This is a genomic window from Geojedonia litorea (genome assembly GCF_042654525.1).
GTDB classification, from domain to species: Bacteria; Bacteroidota; Bacteroidia; order Flavobacteriales; family Flavobacteriaceae; genus Geojedonia; species Geojedonia litorea.
In genome coordinates, this window is the sequence record NZ_JBHSGP010000014.1 from 790290 (window position 1) to 814137 (window position 23848).

Annotated in this window: 22 protein-coding genes; 7 read left to right on the forward strand and 15 right to left on the reverse strand. The window is 35.9% G+C overall.

The features are described 5' to 3' along the window. From ACFO5O_RS11455 to ACFO5O_RS11470, 4 genes are all read left to right on the forward strand, one after another. A complete protein-coding gene (locus tag ACFO5O_RS11455; protein WP_387963884.1) occupies nt 1–2343 on the forward strand; it encodes a penicillin-binding protein 1A in 2343 nt (780 codons plus the stop codon). Nucleotides 2344–2427: 84 nt separating this feature from the next. Then, nucleotides 2428–3132: a CoA transferase subunit A gene (locus ACFO5O_RS11460; RefSeq protein ID WP_387963886.1), complete on the forward strand. Its 705-nt coding sequence runs from the start codon at nt 2428–2430 to the stop codon at nt 3130–3132. A gap of 34 nt (nt 3133–3166) precedes the next feature. After that, on the forward strand, nt 3167–3511 hold the full coding sequence (locus ACFO5O_RS11465) for a four helix bundle protein (protein ID WP_387963888.1): 345 nt from the start codon (nt 3167–3169) through the stop codon (nt 3509–3511). A 40-nt stretch (nt 3512–3551) separates the two neighbouring features. After that, nucleotides 3552–4205, forward strand: a complete 654-nt coding sequence (locus ACFO5O_RS11470; RefSeq protein ID WP_387963890.1) for a 3-oxoacid CoA-transferase subunit B — start codon at nt 3552–3554, stop codon at nt 4203–4205. Nucleotides 4206–4579: 374 nt separating this feature from the next. Here the strand turns inward: ACFO5O_RS11470 and ACFO5O_RS11475 are convergent, their stop codons facing one another. From ACFO5O_RS11475 to hemA, 15 genes are all read right to left on the reverse strand, one after another. After that, a complete protein-coding gene (locus ACFO5O_RS11475; protein WP_387963892.1) occupies nt 4580–6259 on the reverse strand; it encodes an ABC transporter ATP-binding protein in 1680 nt (559 codons plus the stop codon). Beyond that, entirely contained in the window at nt 6260–6973 is a 714-nt protein-coding gene (locus ACFO5O_RS11480) for a 3'-5' exonuclease (RefSeq protein WP_387963894.1), read from the reverse strand. It abuts the gene before it with no gap. 8 nt (nt 6974–6981) lie between these two features. After that, the gene (locus tag ACFO5O_RS11485; RefSeq protein ID WP_387963895.1) at nt 6982–7338 is read right to left on the reverse strand and encodes a hypothetical protein; all 357 of its coding nucleotides are present in this window, start codon (nt 7336–7338) and stop codon (nt 6982–6984) included. Next, nucleotides 7335–9749, reverse strand: coding sequence for a penicillin acylase family protein (locus tag ACFO5O_RS11490; RefSeq protein WP_387963897.1), 2415 nt, complete (start codon nt 9747–9749; stop codon nt 7335–7337). Before ACFO5O_RS11490 ends, ACFO5O_RS11485 begins: the two co-directional genes overlap by 4 nt. Before the next feature lie 74 nt (nt 9750–9823). Then, nucleotides 9824–10297: a methylated-DNA--[protein]-cysteine S-methyltransferase gene (locus ACFO5O_RS11495; RefSeq protein ID WP_387963899.1), complete on the reverse strand. Its 474-nt coding sequence runs from the start codon at nt 10295–10297 to the stop codon at nt 9824–9826. Further along, nucleotides 10297–11382, reverse strand: a complete 1086-nt coding sequence (locus ACFO5O_RS11500) for a CNNM domain-containing protein (RefSeq protein ID WP_387963901.1) — start codon at nt 11380–11382, stop codon at nt 10297–10299. The genes ACFO5O_RS11495 and ACFO5O_RS11500 overlap by 1 nt, the downstream gene beginning before the upstream one ends. A 76-nt stretch (nt 11383–11458) precedes the next feature. After that, the gene (locus tag ACFO5O_RS11505; protein ID WP_387963903.1) at nt 11459–12328 is read right to left on the reverse strand and encodes a hypothetical protein; all 870 of its coding nucleotides are present in this window, start codon (nt 12326–12328) and stop codon (nt 11459–11461) included. A 13-nt stretch (nt 12329–12341) separates the two neighbouring features. Further along, nucleotides 12342–13037, reverse strand: a complete 696-nt coding sequence (locus ACFO5O_RS11510; RefSeq protein ID WP_387963905.1) for an Ig-like domain-containing protein — start codon at nt 13035–13037, stop codon at nt 12342–12344. A gap of 98 nt (nt 13038–13135) precedes the next feature. Continuing rightward, nucleotides 13136–14128 (reverse strand): porphobilinogen synthase, encoded by a 993-nt coding sequence (gene hemB, locus ACFO5O_RS11515; protein WP_387963907.1) that lies wholly within the window; start codon nt 14126–14128, stop codon nt 13136–13138. Between the two features lie 53 nt (nt 14129–14181). Then, entirely contained in the window at nt 14182–15084 is a 903-nt protein-coding gene (gene hemF, locus ACFO5O_RS11520; RefSeq protein ID WP_387963910.1) for an oxygen-dependent coproporphyrinogen oxidase, read from the reverse strand. Nucleotides 15085–15089: 5 nt separating this feature from the next. Continuing rightward, nucleotides 15090–15623, reverse strand: coding sequence for a GNAT family N-acetyltransferase (locus ACFO5O_RS11525; RefSeq protein ID WP_387963912.1), 534 nt, complete (start codon nt 15621–15623; stop codon nt 15090–15092). Further along, a complete protein-coding gene (locus tag ACFO5O_RS11530; RefSeq protein WP_387963913.1) occupies nt 15613–16380 on the reverse strand; it encodes an EI24 domain-containing protein in 768 nt (255 codons plus the stop codon). The genes ACFO5O_RS11525 and ACFO5O_RS11530 overlap by 11 nt, the downstream gene beginning before the upstream one ends. After that, on the reverse strand, nt 16373–17398 hold the full coding sequence (hemE, locus tag ACFO5O_RS11535; protein ID WP_387963915.1) for a uroporphyrinogen decarboxylase: 1026 nt from the start codon (nt 17396–17398) through the stop codon (nt 16373–16375). Before hemE ends, ACFO5O_RS11530 begins: the two co-directional genes overlap by 8 nt. A 1-nt stretch (nt 17399) precedes the next feature. After that, nucleotides 17400–18974, reverse strand: coding sequence for a hydroxymethylbilane synthase (hemC, locus tag ACFO5O_RS11540; protein WP_387963917.1), 1575 nt, complete (start codon nt 18972–18974; stop codon nt 17400–17402). Further along, on the reverse strand, nt 18967–20226 hold the full coding sequence (gene hemA / locus ACFO5O_RS11545; protein WP_387963919.1) for a glutamyl-tRNA reductase: 1260 nt from the start codon (nt 20224–20226) through the stop codon (nt 18967–18969). Before hemA ends, hemC begins: the two co-directional genes overlap by 8 nt. A gap of 202 nt (nt 20227–20428) precedes the next feature. Here hemA and ACFO5O_RS11550 point away from each other — a divergent pair, with 202 nt between their 5' ends. The 3 genes from ACFO5O_RS11550 (at nt 20429) to ACFO5O_RS11560 (ending at nt 23810) form a co-directional block, all read left to right on the forward strand. Further along, nucleotides 20429–21316 carry an AraC family transcriptional regulator gene (locus ACFO5O_RS11550; protein WP_387963921.1) on the forward strand — a complete coding sequence of 296 codons (888 nt, stop codon included), beginning with the start codon at nt 20429–20431 and terminating at the stop codon, nt 21314–21316. Nucleotides 21317–21423: 107 nt separating this feature from the next. Then, the gene (gene hemH / locus ACFO5O_RS11555) at nt 21424–22458 is read left to right on the forward strand and encodes a ferrochelatase (RefSeq protein ID WP_387963922.1); all 1035 of its coding nucleotides are present in this window, start codon (nt 21424–21426) and stop codon (nt 22456–22458) included. Further along, a complete protein-coding gene (locus ACFO5O_RS11560; RefSeq protein WP_387963924.1) occupies nt 22458–23810 on the forward strand; it encodes an MATE family efflux transporter in 1353 nt (450 codons plus the stop codon). The genes hemH and ACFO5O_RS11560 overlap by 1 nt, the downstream gene beginning before the upstream one ends. Nucleotides 23811–23848: the final 38 nt, after the last annotated feature.

Below are 23848 nucleotides of genomic sequence, written 5' to 3' on the forward strand. Positions count from 1 at the left end.
ATGGCAAAAAAATCAGCAACTAAAAAACAGGAATCACAAGATTTTTCAAAATACATTCGTTTGTTTTGGAAATTGTTTCTTGCAGGAATTTTGGGTGTCTTTTTAATGTTTATGCTGGCATCATGGGGTGCATTTGGTGAAATGCCAGCGATTGAAGATTTACAAAACCCTAAAACCAATTTAGCATCACAGATTATTTCTTCTGACGGAAAATTAATTGCTAAATTTTATTTAGATGATAACAGAACTCCAGTTGAATATGACCAACTACCACAGCATTTGGTTGATGCACTTATAGCAACCGAAGATGCGCGCTATCACAAACATTCAGGGATTGATGCCATAGGAACCTTGCGAGCATTTGTGTTTTTAGGCAGTAGAGGTGGTGCTAGTACTATTTCACAGCAACTCTCTAGACAATTATTTGTTGGGGTTGCTTCTCAAAATATTCTTGAAAGAATTACTCAAAAAATAAAAGAGTGGGTAATCGCCATTCGTTTAGAACGCCAGTACACCAAAGAAGAAATTATTGCCATGTATTTCAATATCTATGATTTTGGTAATAATGCCGATGGTATCAGAAGCGCAGCGAGTATATATTTTGGAAAAGAGCCAAGCGAATTGGATATAAAAGAGTCAGCTATGCTTGTGGGAATGTTTAAAAATTCTTCCCTATATAATCCTAGGCCTCATCGCAACCCGGTTGGTACTAAAAACAGACGTAATGTGGTTTTAAGCCAAATGGAAAAATATGATTATATCACCAAGCAGGTTAGGGATTCATTGCAAAAAACTGAATTGGACCTTGATTATAATCCACAATCGCATAGAGAAGGATTGGCTACTTATTTTAGAGCCTATTTAACCGGATTTATGAAGGATTGGATTAAAGACAACCCAAAACCCGATGGCTCAAAATATAATCTTTATAATGATGGTTTAAAGATTTATACAACCTTAGATTCACGAATGCAAAAGTACGCTGAAGATGCGGTGCAAAGACATATGCCAAGGCTTCAAGCAGAATTTGACAATCAAAATACACCTAAAAGAAACCCAACAGCACCGTTTTTAGAACTTGACAATACTGAAATTGAAGCCTTGATGAAACGTGCCATGCGTCAATCAGAACGTTGGCGTATAATGAAAGATGAAGGTAAAAGTGAGAAAGACATTGAAAGCTCATTTTACAAGCCAACAGGAATGACAGTATTTGCATGGAGAGAAGGATTAGCTACCGAAGTTGATACCATAATGAAACCTATCGATTCCATTAGGTACTATAAGTCATTTTTACACCCAGGGATGATGTCAATGGATCCGCAAACAGGGCATGTTAAAGCTTGGGTTGGCGGTATGAATTACAGACACTTTCAATACGATCACGTAAAGCAAGGAAAACGTCAAGTAGGCTCAACCTTCAAACCCTTTGTATATGCTACAGCCATTGATCAGTTGCATTTGTCACCTTGTGATACCTTACCAAAACAACAAATCACTATTGAAGCTAATAAGTTTGGAAACCCTGAACCTTGGACAGCAAGAAATTCAGATGGTGATTACACAGGATTCGTAACCTTAAAAAATGCATTGGCAAATTCTATAAACACAGTTACTGCTCGCCTTATGGATAAAGTAGGGCCACAACCTGTAATCGATATGGCTAAAAATCTAGGTGTTGAGCAAGACATTCTACCTGTCCCTGCAGTGGCATTGGGAACGCCAGATTTAAGTGTTTACGAAATGGTAGCAGCTTATGCAACCTTTGCTAACAAAGGCGTTTACAACAAGCCAGTGATGGTGACTCGTATTGAAGATAAGAATGGAACAGTGCTATATCAGTTTACTCCTGAATCCAAAGATGTTTTGAGTGAGGAAGTTGCTTATGTAACCGTAAATCTTCTAGAAGGCGTAACTCAAGGCGGATCAGGAACGCGATTACGACATACCTATGCCGCTAATAATTCGGTTTATAAAGAAATTATCACAGGTTATCCTTATCAATTTGATAACCCTATTGCTGGTAAAACGGGTACTACTCAAAATCAGAGCGATGGTTGGTTCATGGGCATGGTGCCAAATTTAGTGACTGGTGTATGGGTTGGCGCTGAAGATAGAGCCGCACATTTTAGCACGATTACCTACGGCCAAGGAGCATCCATGGCCTTGCCTATTTGGGCGCTTTTTATGAAAAGTTGTTATGCGGATAAGGATTTAGAGATTTCTAAAGCGGCCTTTGATGTGCCTGCCGAACTTTCAATCAATGTCAACTGCTCTAATAAGGGAGATTCGAATACAACTGATGATCCACTTGATGATGTTAAGGATGTTATCGATTTTTAAACGAATTATATTAAAAAAGGAAAGCCATTCATTTTAGAATGGCTTTTTTATTTTGTAATTTTCCGTAGCAAAAATGAGATAGAAATGATCAATAAAAAAGTAGCTAATGTTGGTGAAGCCACTCAAGGCATTAAAGATAATATGACCTTAATGTTAGGTGGATTTGGATTATCAGGCATTCCTGAAAACGCCATTGCCGAACTTGTTAGATTAGGAGTTAAAGGCTTAACATGTATCTCCAATAATGCAGGGGTTGATGACTTTGGTCTAGGTTTATTGTTACAAAAGCACCAAATCAAGAAAATGGTGTCATCATATGTGGGAGAAAATGATGAGTTTGAGCGACAAATGTTAAGCGGTGAACTGGATGTAGAGTTGATTCCGCAAGGGACTTTAGCTGAACGTTGCCGCGCTGCGCAAGCAGGATTTCCAGCTTTTTATACACCTGCAGGTTATGGAACCGAGGTTGCAATAGGTAAAGAAACCCGAGAGTTTAATGGTAAAATGTATGTGCTTGAAGAAGCCTTTAAAGCCGATTTTGCGTTCGTTAAAGCATGGAAAGGTGACGAGGCAGGTAATTTGATTTTTAAAGGAACAGCTAGAAATTTTAATCCGTGTATGTGTGGAGCCGCAAAAATAACCGTTGCAGAAGTGGAAGAATTATTACCAGCAGGAAGCCTAGACCCTAATCAAATACATATTCCAGGAATTTTTGTACAACGCATTTTTCAGGGGGTTAATTATGAAAAGCGTATAGAACAACGTACTGTAAGACCGAAAAACAATTAATAAATGTATCAATATAACAATGTAGATTTCCTTAATGAAAGAAAATTTAGTAGTAAGTAAATCAATAAAATTTTCACTTTCTATAATTTCCTTTTGTGATATATTAGAAAAAGAAAGGAAATTTATTATAGGTAAACAATTGTTAAGATCGGGGACGAGTATAGGGGCTAATATACATGAAGCTCAAAATGCAGAAAGCAAAGCAGACTTTATCCATAAAATGAAAATAGCAGCCAAAGAATTAGAAGAAACAAAGTATTGGTTGTTGCTCTGCGAAGAAGCTTCATCATATCCTTTTGATCCAAAACTTAAAGAAGAAATAAACGAACTCGGGCTTATTTTATATAAGATTTTAAGTTCAAGTTATAAAAATAAATAATAGCTACATTATTACATTGGTTAATTAATACATTAATAATATGTTAGATAAAACAGGAATAGCAAAACGCATCGCCAAAGAAGTTAAAGATGGTTATTATGTCAATCTAGGGATTGGTATCCCAACCTTGGTTGCCAATTATGTACGTAATGATATTGAAGTTGAATTTCAAAGTGAGAACGGTGTTTTAGGCATGGGTCCTTTTCCTTTTGAAGGTGAAGAAGACGCTGATATTATTAATGCAGGAAAACAGACAATCACTACTTTACCGGGCGCGAGTTTTTTTGATTCGGCCTTGAGTTTTTCTATGATTAGAGGTCAGCATGTTGATTTAACCATTCTTGGGGCTATGGAAGTTGCGGAAAATGGAGACATTGCCAATTGGAAAATACCAGGACGAATGGTCAAAGGTATGGGCGGAGCAATGGATTTGGTTGCAAGTGCTGAAAATATTATCGTAGCCATGATGCATACCAATAAGGCAGGCGAATCAAAATTATTAAAACGTTGCACTTTACCTTTAACTGGTGTTGGCTGTGTAAAAAAAATTGTGACTAACCTCGCAGTTTTAGAGGTTACCAAGAGTGGATTTAAACTTTTAGAGCGAGCACCAGGAGTTTCGGTCGAAGATATAAAAAAGGCAACGGAAGGCTCGTTGATTGTTGAAGGAGAAATTCCTGAAATGAACGTTTGATTTCTTTTGAATACTTAAAGTAAAGGGCTACATAATTTTGTGGCCTTTTTTATTTGGTCAAATAAAAATGTAGGAAAAAACCCATTTAATTGTTTTAAATGTTAAAAAAATATGTATTACATCGATTTATAGTGTATTTCAGCAGATATTTTAAAAATTTATCTCATATTAGCAGTACCAAATCTAAACAACCAAATTTACCATAAACTTAATTTTATGATTTGCCCCAAATCTATCATAAACTTTAACTTATGAATCAAATTGCCTCAAATCTACCAAAACTTAACCTATTTGAAAACAAGGTGTTTTTTAACATTAAAAACACCTTTGTTTTTTTAACTAAATTCCTTAATCTAACTAAAAAAGTATTTATGTTATAAGCCTTTCGGGATGGCATGAATTAACTTTTTTGTGTAGTCTTTTTTTGGATTATTATAGATTACATCAGCATCGTTCAATTCTTCAATTTCGCCCTTGTTCATGACAATTAGTTGGTCAGACATATATTTTACAACGGCCAAATCATGTGAAATAAAAATATAGGTAAATCCAAAGTTTTCCTTTAAATCATTCAGGAGATTTAATACTTGAGCCTGAACTGAAATATCAAGAGCAGATACAGACTCGTCACAGATAATAAGTTTGGGTTGAAGTGAAATGGCTCTCGCAATACCTATTCGTTGACGTTGCCCTCCAGAAAACTCATGTGGATAGCGATTGAAAAAGGTTGCATTCAATCCAACTTTTTCTAGAATATCCAGAACCATTTGTTTACGATCATCATCAGAAACACCAATGTTATGAACTTTCATAGGTTCCATAATGGCCTTACCAATGGGAATCCTTGGATTCAAGGAAGCATATGGATCTTGAAATATAATTTGAATATCTTTTCTTAAGTTTCGTATTTCGTGCTTTGGAAGTTTTTGAAGATCAACACCCTTATATATTATCTTACCAGAATTGGCTCTATCTAATTGTAAAATTGCATTTGCTAATGTGGATTTGCCACAACCAGACTCTCCAACCAAACCAAGTGTTTCACCATCATATAGTTTAAAACTTACGCCATTGACTGCTTTAAAAACTTCTGGTTTTGTAAACCAACCTGATCTCGAAATATAATGCTTTTCTAGATCAATTACTTCAAGTAAAGGTGGTTTAGTATACAATGACTTATGAAATTTTTCACGATCTTCAGGTGAAATAATCGAACTGTCTGTTGTTTTGTTGATAACATCTTTTATGGTAGGAAGTCGTTTCAGTCTCACTTCAAGTTTTGGTCTTGAACTAATTAAGGCTTGTGTATAACTATGTTCTGGTTCATGAAATATTTTAGTGGTTTTGCCTTGCTCAACTATCTCGCCATTATACATGACCAAAATACGATCTGCCAACTCCGAAACCAATGCGAGATCATGAGAAATAAAAATGATACTCATGCCTTCATCATGTTGAAGCTGCTTTAACAATAGAATAATGTCCTTTTGCACCGTAACATCCAAAGCCGTTGTAGGTTCATCTGCAATTAAAATTTTGGGCTTACATGCAATAGCCATAGCAATCATAACACGCTGTTTTTGTCCGCCAGAGATTTCATGTGGATAAGCCTTGTAAACGCGTTCAGGTAAAGGCAATTTTACCTTTTCAAAAAGCGATAGTGTTTCAGCTTTTATTTCTTTTTGTGATTTATGGGTATGCTGTTTTAGTACTTCTTCAACTTGAGCGCCACAGGTCATTGAAGGATTCAAAGAACTCATAGGTTCTTGAAATATCATAGCAATGTCATTTCCTCTTATAGACTGAAATGCTTTAGAACCCAACTTTGTTAAGTCGTTTCCATTGAAGGTGATATTTCCCGTAACGATTCTTGAGACTTTTTTTGGCAATAGACCTAGAATAGCTAGTGATGACACCGATTTTCCAGAACCGGATTCGCCAACAATCCCTAAAATTTCGTTAGGTTCTAATTGAAAAGAAATATGATGAACCACTTCATTTTCCCCAAAGGCGATGGATAGATTATTGACTTCTAAAAGGGCTTGTTTCGGCATTTACACATGTATAATTTCACTGTCATCCAATAAGGCATCTCCTCGTAATCTTAAAAAGATTTGTGCTACGGCAATTGTATCCTTTTCGCAATAATTTATGATGCGGTCAATATTGTTTTCTTCATAAAAAACGCGATAGACTTCGCTTCCATCAATATCGTCTTTTGGTGAAGGAATTCCTAGCACATTGGTAAGTAATTTTAAGGAGGTATAAGTTTTATAATCACCAAATTTCCATAATTCCAAAGTATCCAAATGCGGAACCTCCCAAGGTTTTTTACCAAATAGATTTAGCTTATATGGAAGATCGATATTATGAATGATCATGCGTCTAGCGATGTAAGGAAAATCAAATTCCTTCCCATTATGAGCACATAACAAATGTTTGGTTTGACTAAAATGACTGATTAAAAGATTTTTAAAATCTTTCAGAATTTTAACTTCATCACCAAAAAAAGAAGTCACTCTGAAGGTTCTCAAATCACCTTGAAAAGTAAAATACCCAACTGAAATGCATATGATTTTTCCAAATTCGGCCCAAATACCAGCGCGCTCATAAAAGTCTTCTGCAGTGGTATCTTCTTTGCGTTGGTATTGAGATTTAAGTTCCCAAAGCGCTTGCTTGGTTTCATCAAGTTCAGAAAAATGCTGCGTCTCTGGAACGGTTTCTATATCCAAAAACAGAATGTTTTCTAATGGTAATTTGCTGATCATATTTAGATTCAACTTTTATCAAAAAGCATTGCACATTGTTTACCCAGAAGGGCAGAAATTCCTGCAGCCAAACCACCAATACAGCCAGTAACAAGTATAAGTAGAAACGCACTGCCTTGTAGAGGTAATAGAACTGCTATTTTTTTAGCTAGGATAAAATCGTTGGCATTGCTTAACCAAAATGCCTGAACCATCCATAATAAAGCGATAGCCAAAAATGGTACAAAAAACACAGCACTACGCTTAAGGCTAACAAACAATGCCGTGACATAAGCGGCAACCATAATGGACCACCAAGGCAAAAATTGAGACAATATTAGTGCTAATACTATAGTGGCTATAAAATTAATACCGTTTTTTTTCATTGTTTTGGTGTTAAGGTTTGTGTAGCAATTACGCCTTTGTTATCATTTGAATCCTGTAAAAAGAGTGCTTCAAAATAATCACCATCAGCCCAGCGATCTATAAAATTGTCATAATATTTGCTACCGGGGTTTCCAGATTGTCCTCCTGGATAGATGCCAAGTGCTTTTGGAGGCGAGCTCATTTCTACGATCATACGCCATGATGGGCCATGATCATTTGTAGCAGCATTTACGGTACTACCATCTCCACCAATTGGAAGATTAAACCTTGAAAAGGCGGGCAAAGCCTGCAACAAATGCCCAACTCGAGTACCCTTATATTTTACATAAGTGTAATTGCCGTTATTAGATTCCCACTCTTTAAGATGCGCTACTGCATTTTTAAAACTGATAAGAAACAGGTTATTGGCATTTTCTTTTTCTGGGGTATCAATGAGGTCCATAAAAGGATCATCAGGATAATTTTTTAGCATATAAATGGTTTGATAAGCAAACGGATAATCCAAGGCGATGTCCCTATCTTTATATTCATCCCAAACCAAATAGAATAGCTCTTGCCACCAAGCAGACCAAATACTGGGAGCCAATTTTTCGGGGTCACTATTAAAATCCCAAGCCTTTATGGTTTCTAAAACCGCAAGTTCATCTGTACTTAAAACAGAGGTGTCTAAATGATCAAAAATATATGGTAATAATTCTGAAGCTTTTAAATTGAAATTATTGTTTTGTAGCGCTTTAAAATCTTCAATTGAAAAGGTAGATTTCGAATTGAAAAAGTCATTGATAATTCGATTTCTATACATCTCATAACCATCATTAAACACATAATATGGATAAGATTGATCGACGGGGTGTTGATTTGCCGAACTCACAAATCCGCGCTCAGGGTTTTTAGTATGGGCATTAAATTTTTTTGGAATAAAGCTTTGCCAATCGTTTTCAGGCTTACTACCATCCATTAAGAACTTTCCTTGTCCTTGCCATTTGTTTGGGAACAACCCTTGAACCCAGAGTGCGATGTCACCTTGGTTAGATGCAAAAACAAAATTTTGCGCTGGCGCTACCCAATGTTGCAATGCCTTTAGATAATCATCATAATTTTTAGCATTATTTAGATCTATAAAGGTGCGTTGGTTATTACCTCCAATATGTCCAATCCATTTCATGGCATATCCTTCTTTTTGACCATTACCCTTAAACGTGTGGTCATAACTTACGGGACCGTGATGTGTGTAAATAACGGAGTCTAAAAATGTTTTTTTACCTTTTATTTTTATTTCTTCTATGCGCAACGTGGTAGTTCTCCATTCGCTGTTGTATTTATATTGAGTTCTATTTTCATCTTTAAATTCAATTTTATACCAGTCTTTCACATCTCGTGTAGCATTAGTTTCGCCCCAAGCAATATGTTGGTTAAAACCAGAAATCACCCCAAGCGCTCCTGGAAGTGTTGCGCCGTACGAATTGTGTTTTGGAGTTGCTAATTGCATTACAAACCAAATAGAAGGTAAGTTTAGACCTAAATGTGGGTCATTGGCTAAAATAGGATGACCTGAATATGATTTTTGCGGCCCAACTGCCCAATTGTTACTACCGTTGTTAGGATGAGGCTTTTCCATGGTTTCAGCAATAGAATCTAGGGGCAATTGACTTTGCGGGATTTCGGTTATGGGGACATCTATAAAACTCCAATCGGTCTCTTTTGGGATAACAGGATCATTAACATCAAAAAAATCTGGATATAAAAAGTCAAACCGTTCTTTACCAAATTCACGTAAGGCATTAGAATATTCTAAATCTGAATCCCCTCCGCAGAGCATATCGGTCATATACATGAGTAAAAGTGCCGTTTTTTTAGCGGTCCATTGCTCTGGTTTATAGTCTAGTAATTTATATTCTACAGGAAAATTCTTTTCTTCCAATTGGTTAATGTAAGCATTAACCCCTGCGCTATACGCTTCTAAAAATGAAACGATTTCTGGATCTTCCTCCATTTTTTTTAATGCATTTTCAGCTCCAAACACCATACCTTTTCGCCGTTGGCTTCGGTCGTAATCAAGAGCTTTTTCACCTATAATTTCTGATAAGCGACCTCCAGCCGCATAAGTTTGAAACTCCATTTGCCAAAGTCTGTGTTTAGCCGTTATATAGCCTTGCGCCCGATAAAGATCTAAATCGTTTTGAGCAAAAATGTGCGGAATTAATTGGTCATCATAATGTACTTTCACTTCATTTGAAAGGCCGGCTATTTGTGGTGTACCTTCAATTTCCTCATTCGTTTCATTTTGCCATACGCCATGCGACGGACTTAAAAATTTTCCAATTGGCGGGATTGCGCCAAGTTTAGTGTTAAAAATGTAAAAAACAACAATAGTTAGAAGGAGTGTACCAATAAACTTTAGATATTTCATTGAGATGTGTTAAAGGATGTTTAAATATAAATCTTTTTTTGAATATAAAAAGGTGAAGGTTCAAGGTTCAAAACTTAAAAAAGAGAGCCTTGTTTAAACGGACTTTCATGCTCCAATAACCATTGCTTTCTATATAAACCACCGGCATATCCGGTTAAACTCCCATCACTTCCAATAATGCGATGGCATGGAATAATAATCCAAATAGGATTTTTGCCATTAGCATTTGCAACTGCCCTTATAGCTTTAACATCACCTAATTGTTTTGACAATTCTAAATAAGTAATAGTTTTTCCAAATGGGATTCCTTGTAGTGCTTTCCAAACATTTTTTTGAAAATCAGTACCATCGGGATTTAAAATAAGGTCAAAATTTTTACGACTTCCTTCAAAGTATTCATTAAGTTGTTGAACACAATCTTCAAGAGATTCGGGAATGATATCGGTTTCGTTTTCTTCAGAATTTAAAACTATGATGGAGGTGATTCCGTTTTCGTCACCTTCAATTTTTGTGTACCCCAATGGGGATTTTATGATACACGATTCCATTAGTCTTCAGAAGTTTCATCGCCTAATATGCCCAAACGTTTAGCTCTAGCTTCCCAACTTTTACGCGCCATTAGCTGAAGGTCTGCGACGTTATCGCTCTCGTCCATGATTTCTAGACCTAAAAGTGTTTCTATGACGTCTTCTTGAGTAACAAGCCCATTCACTGAACCGTATTCGTCAACTACTAGAGCCATATGGTTTTTGCTTTCGATTAGTTTTTCAAATAATTGAGGAATTGGAAGGCTGCGATTAACAATAATAATCTCTCTTTTGATGTCGGCAAGTGTTTTAGATCCATTATCAAAAGCCATTTCTTTAAACACTTCATCCTTCAACACCAATCCCGTAATGTTATCGGGAGTATCTTTATAAACAGGTATTCTTGAATACTTAATATTAGAGTTTTTTAGAAAGAAATCTTCAATCGTGACATCTTCAGATTCGGTTTTAATAACTGTACGAGGCGTCATGATGTCTTTAGCCAAGATGTCTTTAAAGTTCAATAAATTGCGAATGACCTTGCTTTCAGATTCTTGAAAAACGCCTTCTTTGTGTGCCATATCGGCCATAACTATAAAGCTTTCCCGGTTTAAAATACTACCATGTTCTTTGCCGCCAATCAATCTCGTAGTTAAACGCAACACCCATAAAATACCTGTCCATTTTAAAGGAAACATTAATACGTTCAAGCTTATAGATGTAAAATGGGCAAGGTTTTTCCAATAGGATGCACCGATAGTTTTCGGAATAATTTCTGATGCTACTAGAATTAATAAGGTCATAATTGCTGAGACAATTCCCACAGTATTTATACCAAACACTTCTATTTTATAGGGTAATTGTTCTGCTTCAATACCCACCATCATAGCTCCTAAAGTGTGAGCTATAGTATTTAAAGTTAAAATAGCAATCAGTGGTTGATCGACATCTTTTTTTAAAGCTTCAAGGTTGTTGGCGTAAACTTTTCCTTCCTCTTTTTTTAGATTAATAAATGTTGGTGTTATGCTCAACAAAACAGCTTCTAGAATGGAACATAAAAAAGAAAAGAAAATGGAAATGGTTGCCCAAAAAAGTAATGCGCTCATTAAAACGAGTTAAGGTTTCTGCTAAATTACAAAATCCGTACTACACAAAGTGAAACAAAGGTTATTATAAGTTGATTTATTTAATATCCAAGAAAATTCCACCAGAATACGATGGGCGAGCGGAAATGATTCTACCGCTTACAGCACTTGTATAATTTATTGAGACACCCCATTTTTCAGTAATATAATAAGCTGCTTCTCCACCCAAACTCACAAATTCAATATTATTTGCAAAGATATTGCCCTGATTATTTTGTGCATTTACGCTACCATTTTGTAGAGACTTTAAAACATCGGTCTTACTAATTAACCAAAGTTTTTGGTTTAATAAATTAATACCAACTTCAAGACCTGTTCTAAATTCGTCGGAAAAATCTTTTGTACGATTATTAAACCCGACATATACTTTTGAATACATAGGTGCATTTCCTAAACTAAAGGGCAGACCAACATTTAGTTTTATAAATTGGTTGAATTCGCCATCACCAGTTTGATAGCTTCCATCTGAACCTCTGGCATTATTACCAGTTGGAAGTCCAAAAATAAGAGATCCAGAAAAGGCCACCTTTTCTGTATTCAATATTCCATATTCAAGGCCTAAATCAATATCTCCAATAGAATTAAGCGCTTCTCCAGGGGTAATTAAATCTCCGGTTGTGCCAGAACGTACTTCATTTTGAAAGGTTCTTGAAAAGAATGGGATGTAAGCAATGACGTCCAATTTATCAGTAATTCCATAATCGCCATAAAAGTTGATATTGAAATTTCCTCGAGTGACGTTTGGATCTTTTTCGCCCGTGTCAGTATAATGTTGATCGTACTCCAAATACCACGCTGAAAGTTTGTAATAGCCCTTTCCTTTTGGTTTTACCCATTGAGAAAACATCATGCTAGAGCTTAAGCTAAAAATTAGAAAACAAACAAGGGCTTTTTTTGAACTTATCATGGGTTTTGAATAGTTAATCATTTATATTACCTCCACCTACTTTAACCCCAAATGGCTCGCACCAATAGAGCAAGTAGGAAAAATCATTTATACCTACATTTTCAATTGTATATGAATGAGCGCCTTCAAATACGGATACAGCTCCTAAGGAGCGGGCACTTGCAATTGAGTTGGGATTGTTGGTTAAATAGACATAAAGGCCGGGTAAGCTAGTAGAAGCTTTATAATTATTTGCTAATGATAAACGTAGATTAGTAGTGTTTTCAATGGTTTGAAGTGTAAAATCTCCAGTTAATTCATAGCTACTTGTTGTTGCAATAGATCCAGATTTTGTAGTAGTGTTTTGTTGAACATCTCCCATCACAATAGTCACTGTAGTTTCAGCTTCAACACTAGAATTATTGTTCAATAGTACAATCGCTTTTATTATCGTTTGTCCTTCTGATATACCGGTAAGCAAACCATTCGCATCAATAGTCGCCACCGATTCCACCGAACTTGACCATGAAATATTTGTGATTTCTGCCTGACCAACACGATTAAAATAAGTGGCATTAAACTGATAAGTTTCTGAAACAGCGATTTGATCTACAGGATTTAAAATTCGTACTTCAGGACTTACTTCATCATCAATAAAGTCTTTTCCGATACAACTTTGAACCGCAATAAACACAAAAAGTGGTAGGAATATGGAAAGTTGTTTCATCATCTCAAATTTTTATAAATGGTCGAGAGAGGGGATAACAACTTACAGTATAAGCTTGAGGGAATATATAATTGAAGTTATATAAACTAGAAAAAAATTATTTATTGGTTTAGAAGTTTAACGACATCTTTAGCGAAATAACTTGCTATAATATCAGCTCCAGCGCGCTTTATAGCTGTAATTTGCTCCATCATTACGGCGTCATGATCTAGCCAGCCTTTTTCGGCAGCAGCTTTAAGCATGGCATATTCTCCCGATACCTGATACACAGCGATTGGAACATCCACGACATTCTTTAGATCTCTAACAATATCTAAATAACAAAGTCCTGGTTTTACCATTACAATATCTGCACCTTCATCAATATCCATTTGCGTTTCGCGAATGGCCTCGATTCGGTTGGCGTAATCCATTTGATACGTTTTCTTGTCTTTTGGAATACTTACCATATCCACAGGTGCAGAATCCAAAGCATCGCGAAATGGCCCATAAAATGCTGAAGCATATTTAGCCGAGTAACTCATGATTCCAGTATCTATAAACCCTTCGGTTTCCAATGCTTCCCGAATGGTCAAAATGCGCCCATCCATCATATCACTTGGAGCCACAAAATTTGCACCGGCTTGCGCATGAGAAATGCTCATTTTAGCCAAAACCTCTACGGTTGCGTCATTGGCTATAATTCCTTGCTCTATAATGCCATCGTGCCCGTAAACAGAATAAGGATCAAGCGCAACATCGGTCATTACTAGCATATCTGGACAAACATTCTTGATTGTTTTTATAGCCCGCTGCATGAGCCCGTTTGGATTTAAAGCTTCAGTCCCTTTATTGTCTTTTAAATTATCTGGAACTTTTACAAATAGAAGTACTGATTTTAATCCTAACGACCAAAGCTCCTTTACTTCGTTTTCTAACAGGTCTAAACTAAATCTAAAATAGTTTGGCATGGAAGCAATTTCTTCCTTAACACCTTTGCCTTCAACAATGAACAAAGGCACTAAAAAATCATTGGGCGTAATTATGGTCTCACGAACTAGGGAGCGAATGGCTTCGTTAGTTCTTAAACGTCTATTTCGTCTTAAAGGATACATACTTTCTAAAATTAAAAGATATAAATATAAAGTTAAAAGGGGTTCGTTTTACTTCATACCCATTCAACTGGTTTTTTTAAAACTTCTACAAGGTGTTCTTCTTCGCTCCCTGATTTAGGGTTGTGATTATAAACCCATTGCACATGTGGAGGCAAACTCATTAAAATACTTTCTATACGTCCGTTGGTCTTTAATCCGAACAGTGTTCCCTTATCATGGACTAGATTAAATTCCACATAACGCCCTCGTCTAATTTCTTGCCACTTTCGATGTGCAGCAGTATAAGGCAAATCTTTTCGCTTTTCGACAATAGGCACATAAGCATCAAGAAAACTATTTCCGACTTCAGTTACGAAATCGTACCAGTTTTGCATGCTCATTTGTTCTGTTGCCTTACAATAATCAAAAAACAGACCACCAATTCCGCGTGCTTCGTTGCGATGTGAATTCCAAAAATAGGCGTCACATTTCTTTTTAAAATCGCTATAAAAAGAAGGATTATGTTGGTCACAGGCTGCTTTACAGGTTTTATGAAAATGAGCCGCATCTTCTTCAAACAAATAATAGGGTGTTAGGTCTTGACCACCACCAAACCATTGATCAACAATATTTCCAGTTTTATCATACATCTCAAAATAACGCCAGTTAGCATGTACCGTTGGCACCATGGGATTTTTAGGATGCAAAACAAGACTCAATCCACAGGCAAAAAAATTAGCGTCTTTAACATTAAAATAATGCTGCATACTTTCGGGGAGCTCACCATGTACGGCCGATATATTAACACCGCCTTTTTCAAACACATTACCATTTTCAATCACTCGAGTTCGGCCACCACCCCCTTCTGGACGTTCCCAAAGGTCTTCCATAAATTTTGCACCACCATCAATCTCTTCGAGTTTTGAAGAGATGGTATTTTGTAATTCTTGTATATATAGATGAAACTTTTCTTTCATATTAACTAAATGGTTAGTTCGTATAATTCCATATCAAGAGGGGATTCGTCTTCTGGAATAAACACATCCTTTAAAGTTTTTTTCCATTTAAAACCTGATTTTTTTGCCACATTGACGCTACTTTTATTACTCTGGTGCGCTATAATTTGTAGGGTTTTAAGGCCTAAATCATTGGTAGCAAAGTTTGAAGCTGCCTTTATAGCTTGCTTCATCCAGCCACGGCCTTTAAATTTCTCACCAATACAATAGGCAAATTCTCCTTGTTTCTCTTCCCAGTCTAAATTTTTAAGAATAATCAAACCAGCAACATTCTTTGTGGGTTTATCTTTCACGGTAAACACAAATTCGGATTTGGCGTTCATACAATCCATTTTAAATTCAATATAACTTTTGGAATCTTCCAAAGTCCTATTGGCAGCAATGGTTTTCGGCAAAAAACGCTTAAGTCTTTGAGTATTGGACACCAAGAGTTTATTAAGATGAAGTGCATCTGAAGATTTTAATTGGTCAATATAAAACGCTTCGCCATTATAAATCATGTCTATTTAAGTTGTGCTGTTTTTGAAGTAGATTAACTGTTGTAATTGAGGCGGCGGTAACCGATAATGGTAACACGAAAATAATTCCAATCACAGGAACCAACAGAAACAAGATAAAAACAATCCCATTACCAATTGCAAAACCGCGATGTTGTCTTACAAAAGTAATACTTTCAGAATACTTAAAATGACGCTCTAAAGTATAATCAAAATTTCCAAAACCAGCATAATAGGCCTGGACTAAAAAAAGTAATACACTTGAAAAAATACCAATAACAGGTATGAAGCTTATAATAAGTATGGGTATGGTCAGTAATAATTCAATTGAGAGGTTTCGAACATTAATACGAATGCCTCTCCAAAGTTGCGCTTTAAAGGATGTGTTTCTATGTTGAGACTTTTCATGACCTATGAGATGCGCTTCAATCTTTTCTGACACAGGGCTCATAAATGGCGCAGACAGCGCCATGATGATATGTTTGTAAATTATGAGTCCAATAGCAATTATAAAAAGGCCTGAAATAAATTCGAGAATTTTAAACATCCAAGAATCAGGTTCAAGGTGCCATGATGGGAATAAACTCGTGACGAAGTCAACAATATTATCTGAAAGCCCATAAGCCGAAACCCCAATAACAATAGCGGTAAAAACACTAATTAATATGGGAATTGCAAAATACTTCCAAAGCTTTAATTTAGAAATTAAACTAAAAGCACCAAAATACGGCTTGATTCCAGATATTATATTGTTAAGCATGATAGTTTTTCACAGCATCAACAAAGGCTTTGGCGTTTTCTAATGGAATATTAGGGAGAATACCATGTCCTAAATTAACGATGTATTTATCTTTTCCAAACTCACTGATCATTTGATGCACCATCTTTTTAATTTCGGAAGGTGGAGACAATAATCGTGATGGGTCAAAATTCCCTTGTAAAGTGATGTTTCCACCAGTTAAATATCTTGCATTTCGGGCCGAACAAGTCCAGTCAATACCCAATGCCGACGCCCCAGATCTTGACATTTCATTTAAGGCAAACCAGCACCCTTTACCAAATGCAATTACTGGTGTTTCATTTTTCAAGGCGTCAATGATTTGCTGAATATACTGCCATGAAAATTCTTGATAATCTACAGGAGATAACATTCCTCCCCAAGAATCAAATACCTGAACAGCATTAACACCAGCTTTCACTTTTTCTTTTAAATAAGCAATTGTGGTATCTGTAATTTTTTGTAATAATTGATGTGCAGCTACAGGATTAGTAAAACAGAATTCTTTGGCTTTATCAAAGGTCTTGCTACCTTGACCTTGTACACAATAACATAAAATGGTCCAAGGAGAACCCGCAAAGCCTATCAACGGAACTTCATTGTTGAGTTTTTCTTTAGTAGCTGTTATAGCCTGATATACATAATCGAGGGCTTCAGTTACATCTGGGACAATTACAGAATCAACATCTTTTTGCGAACGAATAGGGTTTGGTAAATATGGACCAAAATTAGGTTTCATTTGCACCTCAATATTCATGGCTTGTGGGATTACCAATATATCACTGAATAATATTGCGGCATCCATGCCAAACCGTCTAATAGGCTGTACTGTTATTTCACTTGCCAATTCAGGTGTTTGACAGCGTGTGAAAAAATCGTATTTAGCCTTTATTTCTTGAAATTCTGGTAAATAACGTCCTGCTTGACGCATCATCCAAACCGGAGGGCGATTAACAGTTTCACCTTTTAATGCTCTTAAGAATAAATCGTTTTTTATCATTTTAAACGTAGTGTTCGTTTACTAATTCAATTACACTTTCTACTGTTGGCACTTTAGCCACACGTACATCTTCAAAATATTTTTGAGCCTCTTTAGCAGTTGTCTCTCCAATACAAAAAGCTATTTTATTAGTTTTATTAGCTTTAATATAACTCTCAACGGTGGAAGGGCTATAAAACATGACACCTTCAACTGAACCCTCAAGTTTAATTGGGGCGTATTTGGTTTGATAGGCAATAATTTCGTTCACTTCAATATTGTTGTCACTTAATATTGTAGGTAAATCATCTAGTCGCAAATCACTACAAAAATAGGTGACTTTTGTACCATCCATAAACTCAACTAAATAGTCTGCTAATTTTTTAGCGTTATTTTCAGTGTGTTTAACGACTCCTATTTTTTGTTCAATACGTTTTTTGGTACGCCTACCTACACAATAGATATTTTTAAAACGTAAATCTTCTTGAGAAAAATTATTCAGCAACGCTTCAACCGCATTTTGACTAGTAATAATAACATTGTCAGGTTTTGGTTTTAAAACGCTTGGTGTCATTCTGTTCAAACTAATTTGAATAAAATCACTACTCTCAACCACCACATCGTTATGGAACAATTGTTTTTGAGAATTGGTTAACGTTTTAGTCGAAAAGACGTTAATTGTATTTTTTGGTTTTTTGAGATCATCCATCAAACGGTTACCGCCCCGTTCGATAATATAATTAGCACAGAATTCTGCCAATTTCGGGTGTGATCCTAGTTTTTCGGTTCGGGTAACTTCTATTTTTTTGCTGCCATCTAGACTTAAAAGCACACCCTGAAAATGGATTTCTTCATTTTTAATATAAGCCAATGCCCCTATAGGCGCAGAGCAACCACCTTCCAAACGATTTAAAAACTGGCGCTCAATTGTAGTGCATATTTCGGTTTCTTCATGATTAATTTCGGCACAGATTGATCTTGTTTCGTCATCTTCTTCTAGAGCAGAAATCATTATGGCGCCTTGGGCAGGAGCAGGAATCATCCAGTCCAGGTTAAAAGAAGTTTCTGGTTTTAGTCCAATTCGTCCTAACCCGGCTGCAGCAAATATTGCTCCGTTCCAGTTATGTTCTGAAAGTTTTTCTAATCGAGTATTGACATTTCCTCTTAAATCTACAACTGTGTGCGTAGGATAACGGTTGAGCCACTGGGCTCTACGGCGTAAACTTCCTGTCGCAATAATGGCATCTTTTTGTGATAAAAATTCTTCATTGTTTTTAAACACCAAACAGTCTTTTACATTACCTCGTTTTAAAACGGCTGCCTGAACTATACCTTTTGGTAATACTGTTGGAACATCTTTTAGTGAATGCACAGCAATATCTATGTCGCCGTTAAGCATTGCAATATCTAAAGTTCTCGTGAAAACTCCTGTAATGCCAAGTTCATAAATGGGTTTGTCCAACACCAAATCACCAGTAGCCTTAACTGGAACTAATGTGGTTTTGTGGCCTAAATGTTCTAGTTGTTTCTGTACGGTTTTGGCTTGCCATAATGCTAGTTCACTATCGCGAGTTCCAATACGGATTGTTTTAGGCATTTTTTGAGAGTTCTAATTGAAATACTTTTTTTATGAGTTCGAGGCTTTCATCTGTAGAGATGTCATCATTTTTGAGGTGATGTGCAAAATGATTTGTGATTTTCTGAATGATATTTTGACTAATTAATTCTGCCTGTGCTTCGTTAAAGTCAGATAATTTTTTACGTTGTGTATCAAGTTCGGCAGTAGCAAAATCGGTTAGCTTATGTTTCAGCGCCTTAATGGTTGGAGCGAATTTTCGGGTTTCGAGCCAGGCATTGAATTCTCCTTTAACATCTTCTATAATTGATTCAGCCAAAGGGATGTGCGCTTTTCTGTTTTCTAATGTCTCATCCGTAATTTGTGACAGATCATCCAAATGAATTAAGGTGACATTGTTTAATTCTCTAACATTGTCATTCACGTTTTTCGGAATAGATAAATCTAAAATCAGTAATGGTTTGTGTGTTTGGATGCAATATTTATCTAAAGTAGGATTTTGAGCTCCCGTCGCCACAATTAAAATATCTGAAGTGTTAATTTCTTCTTGCAAATTGGCATAATCCTTTACAATAAGGTTGAATTTACCAGCTATTGCTTCGGCTTTGGTTTTGGTGCGATTTATTAATGTTATGTGCTCATTTTTAGTATGCTTAACTAAATTTTCGCATGTATTTCGCCCTATTTTACCTGTGCCAAATAGTAGAATATTCTTTTCAGAAACGTGTTCAATGTTTTTCAAAATATACTGAACAGAGGCAAAGGAAACTGATGTCGCGCCTGATGAAATCTCTGTTTCAGTTTTTATACGCTTACTAGCTTGAATCACGGCGTTGATTAAGCGCTCTAAAAAAGGATTGAGTAATTGATGTTTTTTAGAAAGCCGCGCACTAGTTTTAAGCTGACTAATAATCTCAAAATCACCTAGAATTTGACTATCCAGCCCAGATCCAACCTTAAACATGTGCGATATAGCATCTCTATTTTTATAAATGTAAGCTACATTTTGAAACTCCTCAACAGTTCCCTTTGTATTATCACATAACAATTGTATGAGTTGATAGGGGTGTTCGGCAAACCCATAAAGTTCGGTACGGTTACAGGTTGAGGTGGCAATTACGCTCTCAATACCATTAGCTTTGGCTTGAGACAATAAAGATTTTTTTGCATCTTCATCTAAACTAAAATGCCCACGAATATCCGCGTCGGCTTTTTTATAACTTAAACCAATGGCGTAAAATGTTGTGCCTTTTGAAATTTTATATTGCTCCATGACCTGATTTGGAATATCGAGAACAAAAATATAGATGTGTTATCAAAAAAAACAACGCTAAAAGAACTTAAAGTATCGTTAGTGGGTTTTTATAGATTTTTTTTAAAATAATATGACAAAAGTCATACTTTTGCAGTAACAACAGGGCTTTTGGAGCTATTAGTTTAGAATCAATCTAAATAACATATTAAAAATTTAAAATTTGGAAGAGTTTAAAAATATCGCTAAAGGGTCGTTTGAAGAAACTAAAGTTGAAGATGGGTTTTTAATACTAACTTTTCAAAATGAAAAGGATGTTGTTCAAGTTCTTGAGCGTGATATAGATAGCAGTTTTATTCAGTTTCATTTTTGTTTGAAAGGCTCAAGTCAATTTATTTTTAATAATGGGAATTATAGATTGACCATTGAAGACGAAAATTCGTTGTTGCTTTACAATCCACAGCGCGATTTGCCCATTCATTTAGAAGTTAATCCTAATTCGTGGTTGGTCACTGTTCTAATTTCCATTAAGAAATTTCACGGCTTATTTTCACAAGAAGCCGATTATATCACTTTTTTAAGTGATGACAATAAAGACAAAAAGTATTACAAGGACGGACATATTTCACCTTCAATGGCAATTGTTTTAAACCAACTAATCAATTACAATTTAAACCAATCTATTCGCAATCTATATTTTAAAGGTAAAGCGCTTGAGTTGTTAAGCCTTTATTTTAACAGAAGTGAGGATGCCAATATTGAACAGTGCCCATTTCTGGTTGATGAGACTAATGTTATAAAGATTAGAAAAGCAAAGGATATTATCATTAACCGCATGGCCGAGCCACCATCATTGCAAGAGTTGGCCGATGAAATAGGTTTGAGTTTGAAAAAACTTAAAGAAGGATTTAAACAAATTTATGGAGATTCGGTGTTTAGCTTTTTATTCGATTATAAAATGGAATTTGCCCGTAAACTTTTAGAGGCTGGCAATGATAATGTTAATGAAGTAGGACTTAAAGTAGGTTACAGTACTTCCAGCCATTTTATTGCAGCATTTAAAAAGAAATATGGTACAACGCCTAAAAAATATATTCAATCGTTAAATTAAAGTTGTTGAAAACCATTAAGATTTTAAGACAAAAGAAGTATATAAAACAAATTAAGGCAAACCGAAGTGACACATTGGAGACCTTGTCTAAAAACAAATAAAAAAGAATGAAAAAAGGAGTTTTACTCGTTAATCTTGGTTCTCCAGATAGTCCAGAACCTAAAGACGTAAAAAAGTATTTAGGTGAATTTTTAATGGACGAACGGGTTATTGATGTGCCATTATGGGCAAGAACCCTAATAGTAAAAGGAATTATCTTAAATACACGGCCAAAGGCTTCAGCTGCGGCATACAAAAAAATATGGTGGGATGAAGGGTCTCCATTGATTGTTATTTCTGAACGCTTGCAACATAAAATTCAAAAACAAACAACTTTGCCAGTCGCTTTGGCTATGCGTTATGGAAGCATGACGATTAAAAAAGGGCTTCAGCAATTAGTTAATCAAGGCGTTGAAAAGGTATTTTTGATTCCCTTATATCCTCAATTTGCGATGGCCACCACTGAAACCATCCTTGTTTTAGCAGAAAATATTAGGAATGAACATTTTCCTAATTTAAAAATTGAAGATTTACCAGCCTTTTACAATAACCAAAATTATATTGACGTCCTTTCTAATAGTATAGAAAACCATCTAAAAGGGAAGACTTATGAACATGTATTGTTTTCCTATCATGGAGTGCCTGAGCGTCATATACGTAAAAGGGACATCACCAAATCCCATTGCCAAATAAATGGGATATGTTGTAAAACCCCTTCTAAAGCGCATGAATTTTGCTACAGACATCAATGCCTAGAAGTAACGCGATTGGTTGCAGAGAAACTAAATCTAAAAGAAGGTAGTTACTCCACGTCTTTTCAATCACGACTTGGTTTTGACCCATGGTTACAACCCTATACAGATAGAACCATTGAACGTTTAGGGAAAGAAGGCCTAAAATCCATGGCCATCGTGACGCCGGCTTTCGTAAGTGATTGTTTGGAAACACTTGAAGAAATAGCAATGGAAGGCGAAGAAATATTCCATGAAATGGGTGGTAGTGAATTCACTACGGTGCCTTGCTTAAATGATGATGATGAATGGGTTAACTTGCTGGCAAAGTGGATCAATACTTGGGCCCATTCTAAACCGGAAACAGTATAATGGCAAAAGTCTCTTCAAAGGATTTAGGGTCTCAGCCTATAGGTAAATTACTGATTAAGCAAGCCGTTCCAGCCTCAATAGGAATCTTAGTGATGTCACTTAATATTTTAGTAGACACCATATTTGTTGGCCAATGGATAGGCTCGGTAGCAATTGCCGCTATTAATGTAGTACTTCCAGTGTCTTTTTTTATTGCGGCTTTAGGGATGTCTATTGGTATTGGCGGTTCGTCTATTATTTCTAGAGCACTTGGGGCGACACGATATAAAAAGGCTTTAAGCACCTTTGGAAACCAATTAATGCTAACCCTGCTTTTAACGGTTTCAATGGCGGTTTTAGGACTTGTTTTTGCGGACAGTATTATAGTTTCATTTGGGGGCAAAGGGGCCATTTTTGAGCCAGCAAAAATTTACTATACCATTGTGCTTTACGGAGTTCCGTTTTTAGCACTGTGTATGATGGGGAACACGGTAATTAGAGCTGAAGGCAAACCAAAATTTGCAATGTACGCCATGATGATTCCATCAGTAAGCAACTTATTGTTGGATTATATTTTTATCAATGTTTTGGATTTTGGAATGCATGGGGCGGCTTGGGCTACAACCATTTCTTATTTTATTTGCTTTAGCTATATCCTTTGGTTTTTCCTTTCTAAACATTCAGAATTAAAAATCAAGTTACCTCATTTCAAACTAAACCTTTCTATTGTGAAGGAAATAGGCTCTTTAGGCTTTGTTACTTTGGCAAGACAAGCTGTAGTAAGTATCACCTATTTATTCATGAATAATATTCTATTTGATTTAGGGGGAGAAACTTCGGTTACTGCTTACGCAATAGTAGCAAGAATGCTGATGTTTGCCATGTTTCCTGTATTGGGAATTACACAAGGATTTTTACCAATAGCTGGATTCAACTATGGGGCACATAATTATCAACGCGTAAGAGAAAGTATAAATACAGCAATTAAATATGCGTCGCTTTTAGCCACTTTAGTGTTTGTAGTTTTAATGTTGTTTCCTGAACCAATTACAAAAATGTTTACTACTGATCAAGAGGTGATTCGTCAAACACCAAGTGCTATGCGTTGGGTATTTGCCGCAACACCAATTATTGCTATTCAACTTATTGGTGCTGCATATTTTCAGGCTGTAGGTAAAGCAATTCCAGCATTATTACTCACCCTAACGAGACAAGGATTTTTCTTTATACCACTTATCTTGATTTTACCTAAATTTTATGGTGAGTTAGGGGTGTGGATGGCATTCCCTATTTCTGATGTACTTTCAACTTTGGTTACGGGCTTTTTTTTAAGACGCGAAGTGGCACTAAAATTAAGTTTAAACAAAGGATAATAATTAATTATTCTTATTTTTAGACCTCTTAACTAAAC

Coding starts and splice junctions, on each gene's coding strand:
- ACFO5O_RS11455 (WP_387963884.1), top strand. CDS start 1: ATGGCAAAAAAATCAGCAACTAAAAAACAGGAATCACAAGATTTTTCA.
- ACFO5O_RS11500 (WP_387963901.1), bottom strand. CDS start 11,382: ATGAGCGCATTACTTTTTTGGGCAACCATTTCCATTTTCTTTTCTTTT.
- ACFO5O_RS11510 (WP_387963905.1), bottom strand. CDS start 13,037: ATGATGAAACAACTTTCCATATTCCTACCACTTTTTGTGTTTATTGCG.
- ACFO5O_RS11505 (WP_387963903.1), bottom strand. CDS start 12,328: ATGATAAGTTCAAAAAAAGCCCTTGTTTGTTTTCTAATTTTTAGCTTA.
- hemA (WP_387963919.1), bottom strand. CDS start 20,226: ATGGAGCAATATAAAATTTCAAAAGGCACAACATTTTACGCCATTGGT.
- hemH (WP_387963922.1), top strand. CDS start 21,424: ATGAAAAAAGGAGTTTTACTCGTTAATCTTGGTTCTCCAGATAGTCCA.
- ACFO5O_RS11475 (WP_387963892.1), bottom strand. CDS start 6,259: ATGCCGAAACAAGCCCTTTTAGAAGTCAATAATCTATCCATCGCCTTT.
- hemB (WP_387963907.1), bottom strand. CDS start 14,128: ATGTATCCTTTAAGACGAAATAGACGTTTAAGAACTAACGAAGCCATT.
- ACFO5O_RS11465 (WP_387963888.1), top strand. CDS start 3,167: ATGAAAGAAAATTTAGTAGTAAGTAAATCAATAAAATTTTCACTTTCT.
- hemF (WP_387963910.1), bottom strand. CDS start 15,084: ATGAAAGAAAAGTTTCATCTATATATACAAGAATTACAAAATACCATC.
- ACFO5O_RS11525 (WP_387963912.1), bottom strand. CDS start 15,623: ATGATTTATAATGGCGAAGCGTTTTATATTGACCAATTAAAATCTTCA.
- ACFO5O_RS11485 (WP_387963895.1), bottom strand. CDS start 7,338: ATGAAAAAAAACGGTATTAATTTTATAGCCACTATAGTATTAGCACTA.
- ACFO5O_RS11560 (WP_387963924.1), top strand. CDS start 22,458: ATGGCAAAAGTCTCTTCAAAGGATTTAGGGTCTCAGCCTATAGGTAAA.
- ACFO5O_RS11490 (WP_387963897.1), bottom strand. CDS start 9,749: ATGAAATATCTAAAGTTTATTGGTACACTCCTTCTAACTATTGTTGTT.
- ACFO5O_RS11495 (WP_387963899.1), bottom strand. CDS start 10,297: ATGGAATCGTGTATCATAAAATCCCCATTGGGGTACACAAAAATTGAA.
- hemE (WP_387963915.1), bottom strand. CDS start 17,398: ATGATAAAAAACGATTTATTCTTAAGAGCATTAAAAGGTGAAACTGTT.
- ACFO5O_RS11470 (WP_387963890.1), top strand. CDS start 3,552: ATGTTAGATAAAACAGGAATAGCAAAACGCATCGCCAAAGAAGTTAAA.
- ACFO5O_RS11530 (WP_387963913.1), bottom strand. CDS start 16,380: ATGCTTAACAATATAATATCTGGAATCAAGCCGTATTTTGGTGCTTTT.
- ACFO5O_RS11480 (WP_387963894.1), bottom strand. CDS start 6,973: ATGATCAGCAAATTACCATTAGAAAACATTCTGTTTTTGGATATAGAA.
- ACFO5O_RS11460 (WP_387963886.1), top strand. CDS start 2,428: ATGATCAATAAAAAAGTAGCTAATGTTGGTGAAGCCACTCAAGGCATT.
- hemC (WP_387963917.1), bottom strand. CDS start 18,974: ATGCCTAAAACAATCCGTATTGGAACTCGCGATAGTGAACTAGCATTA.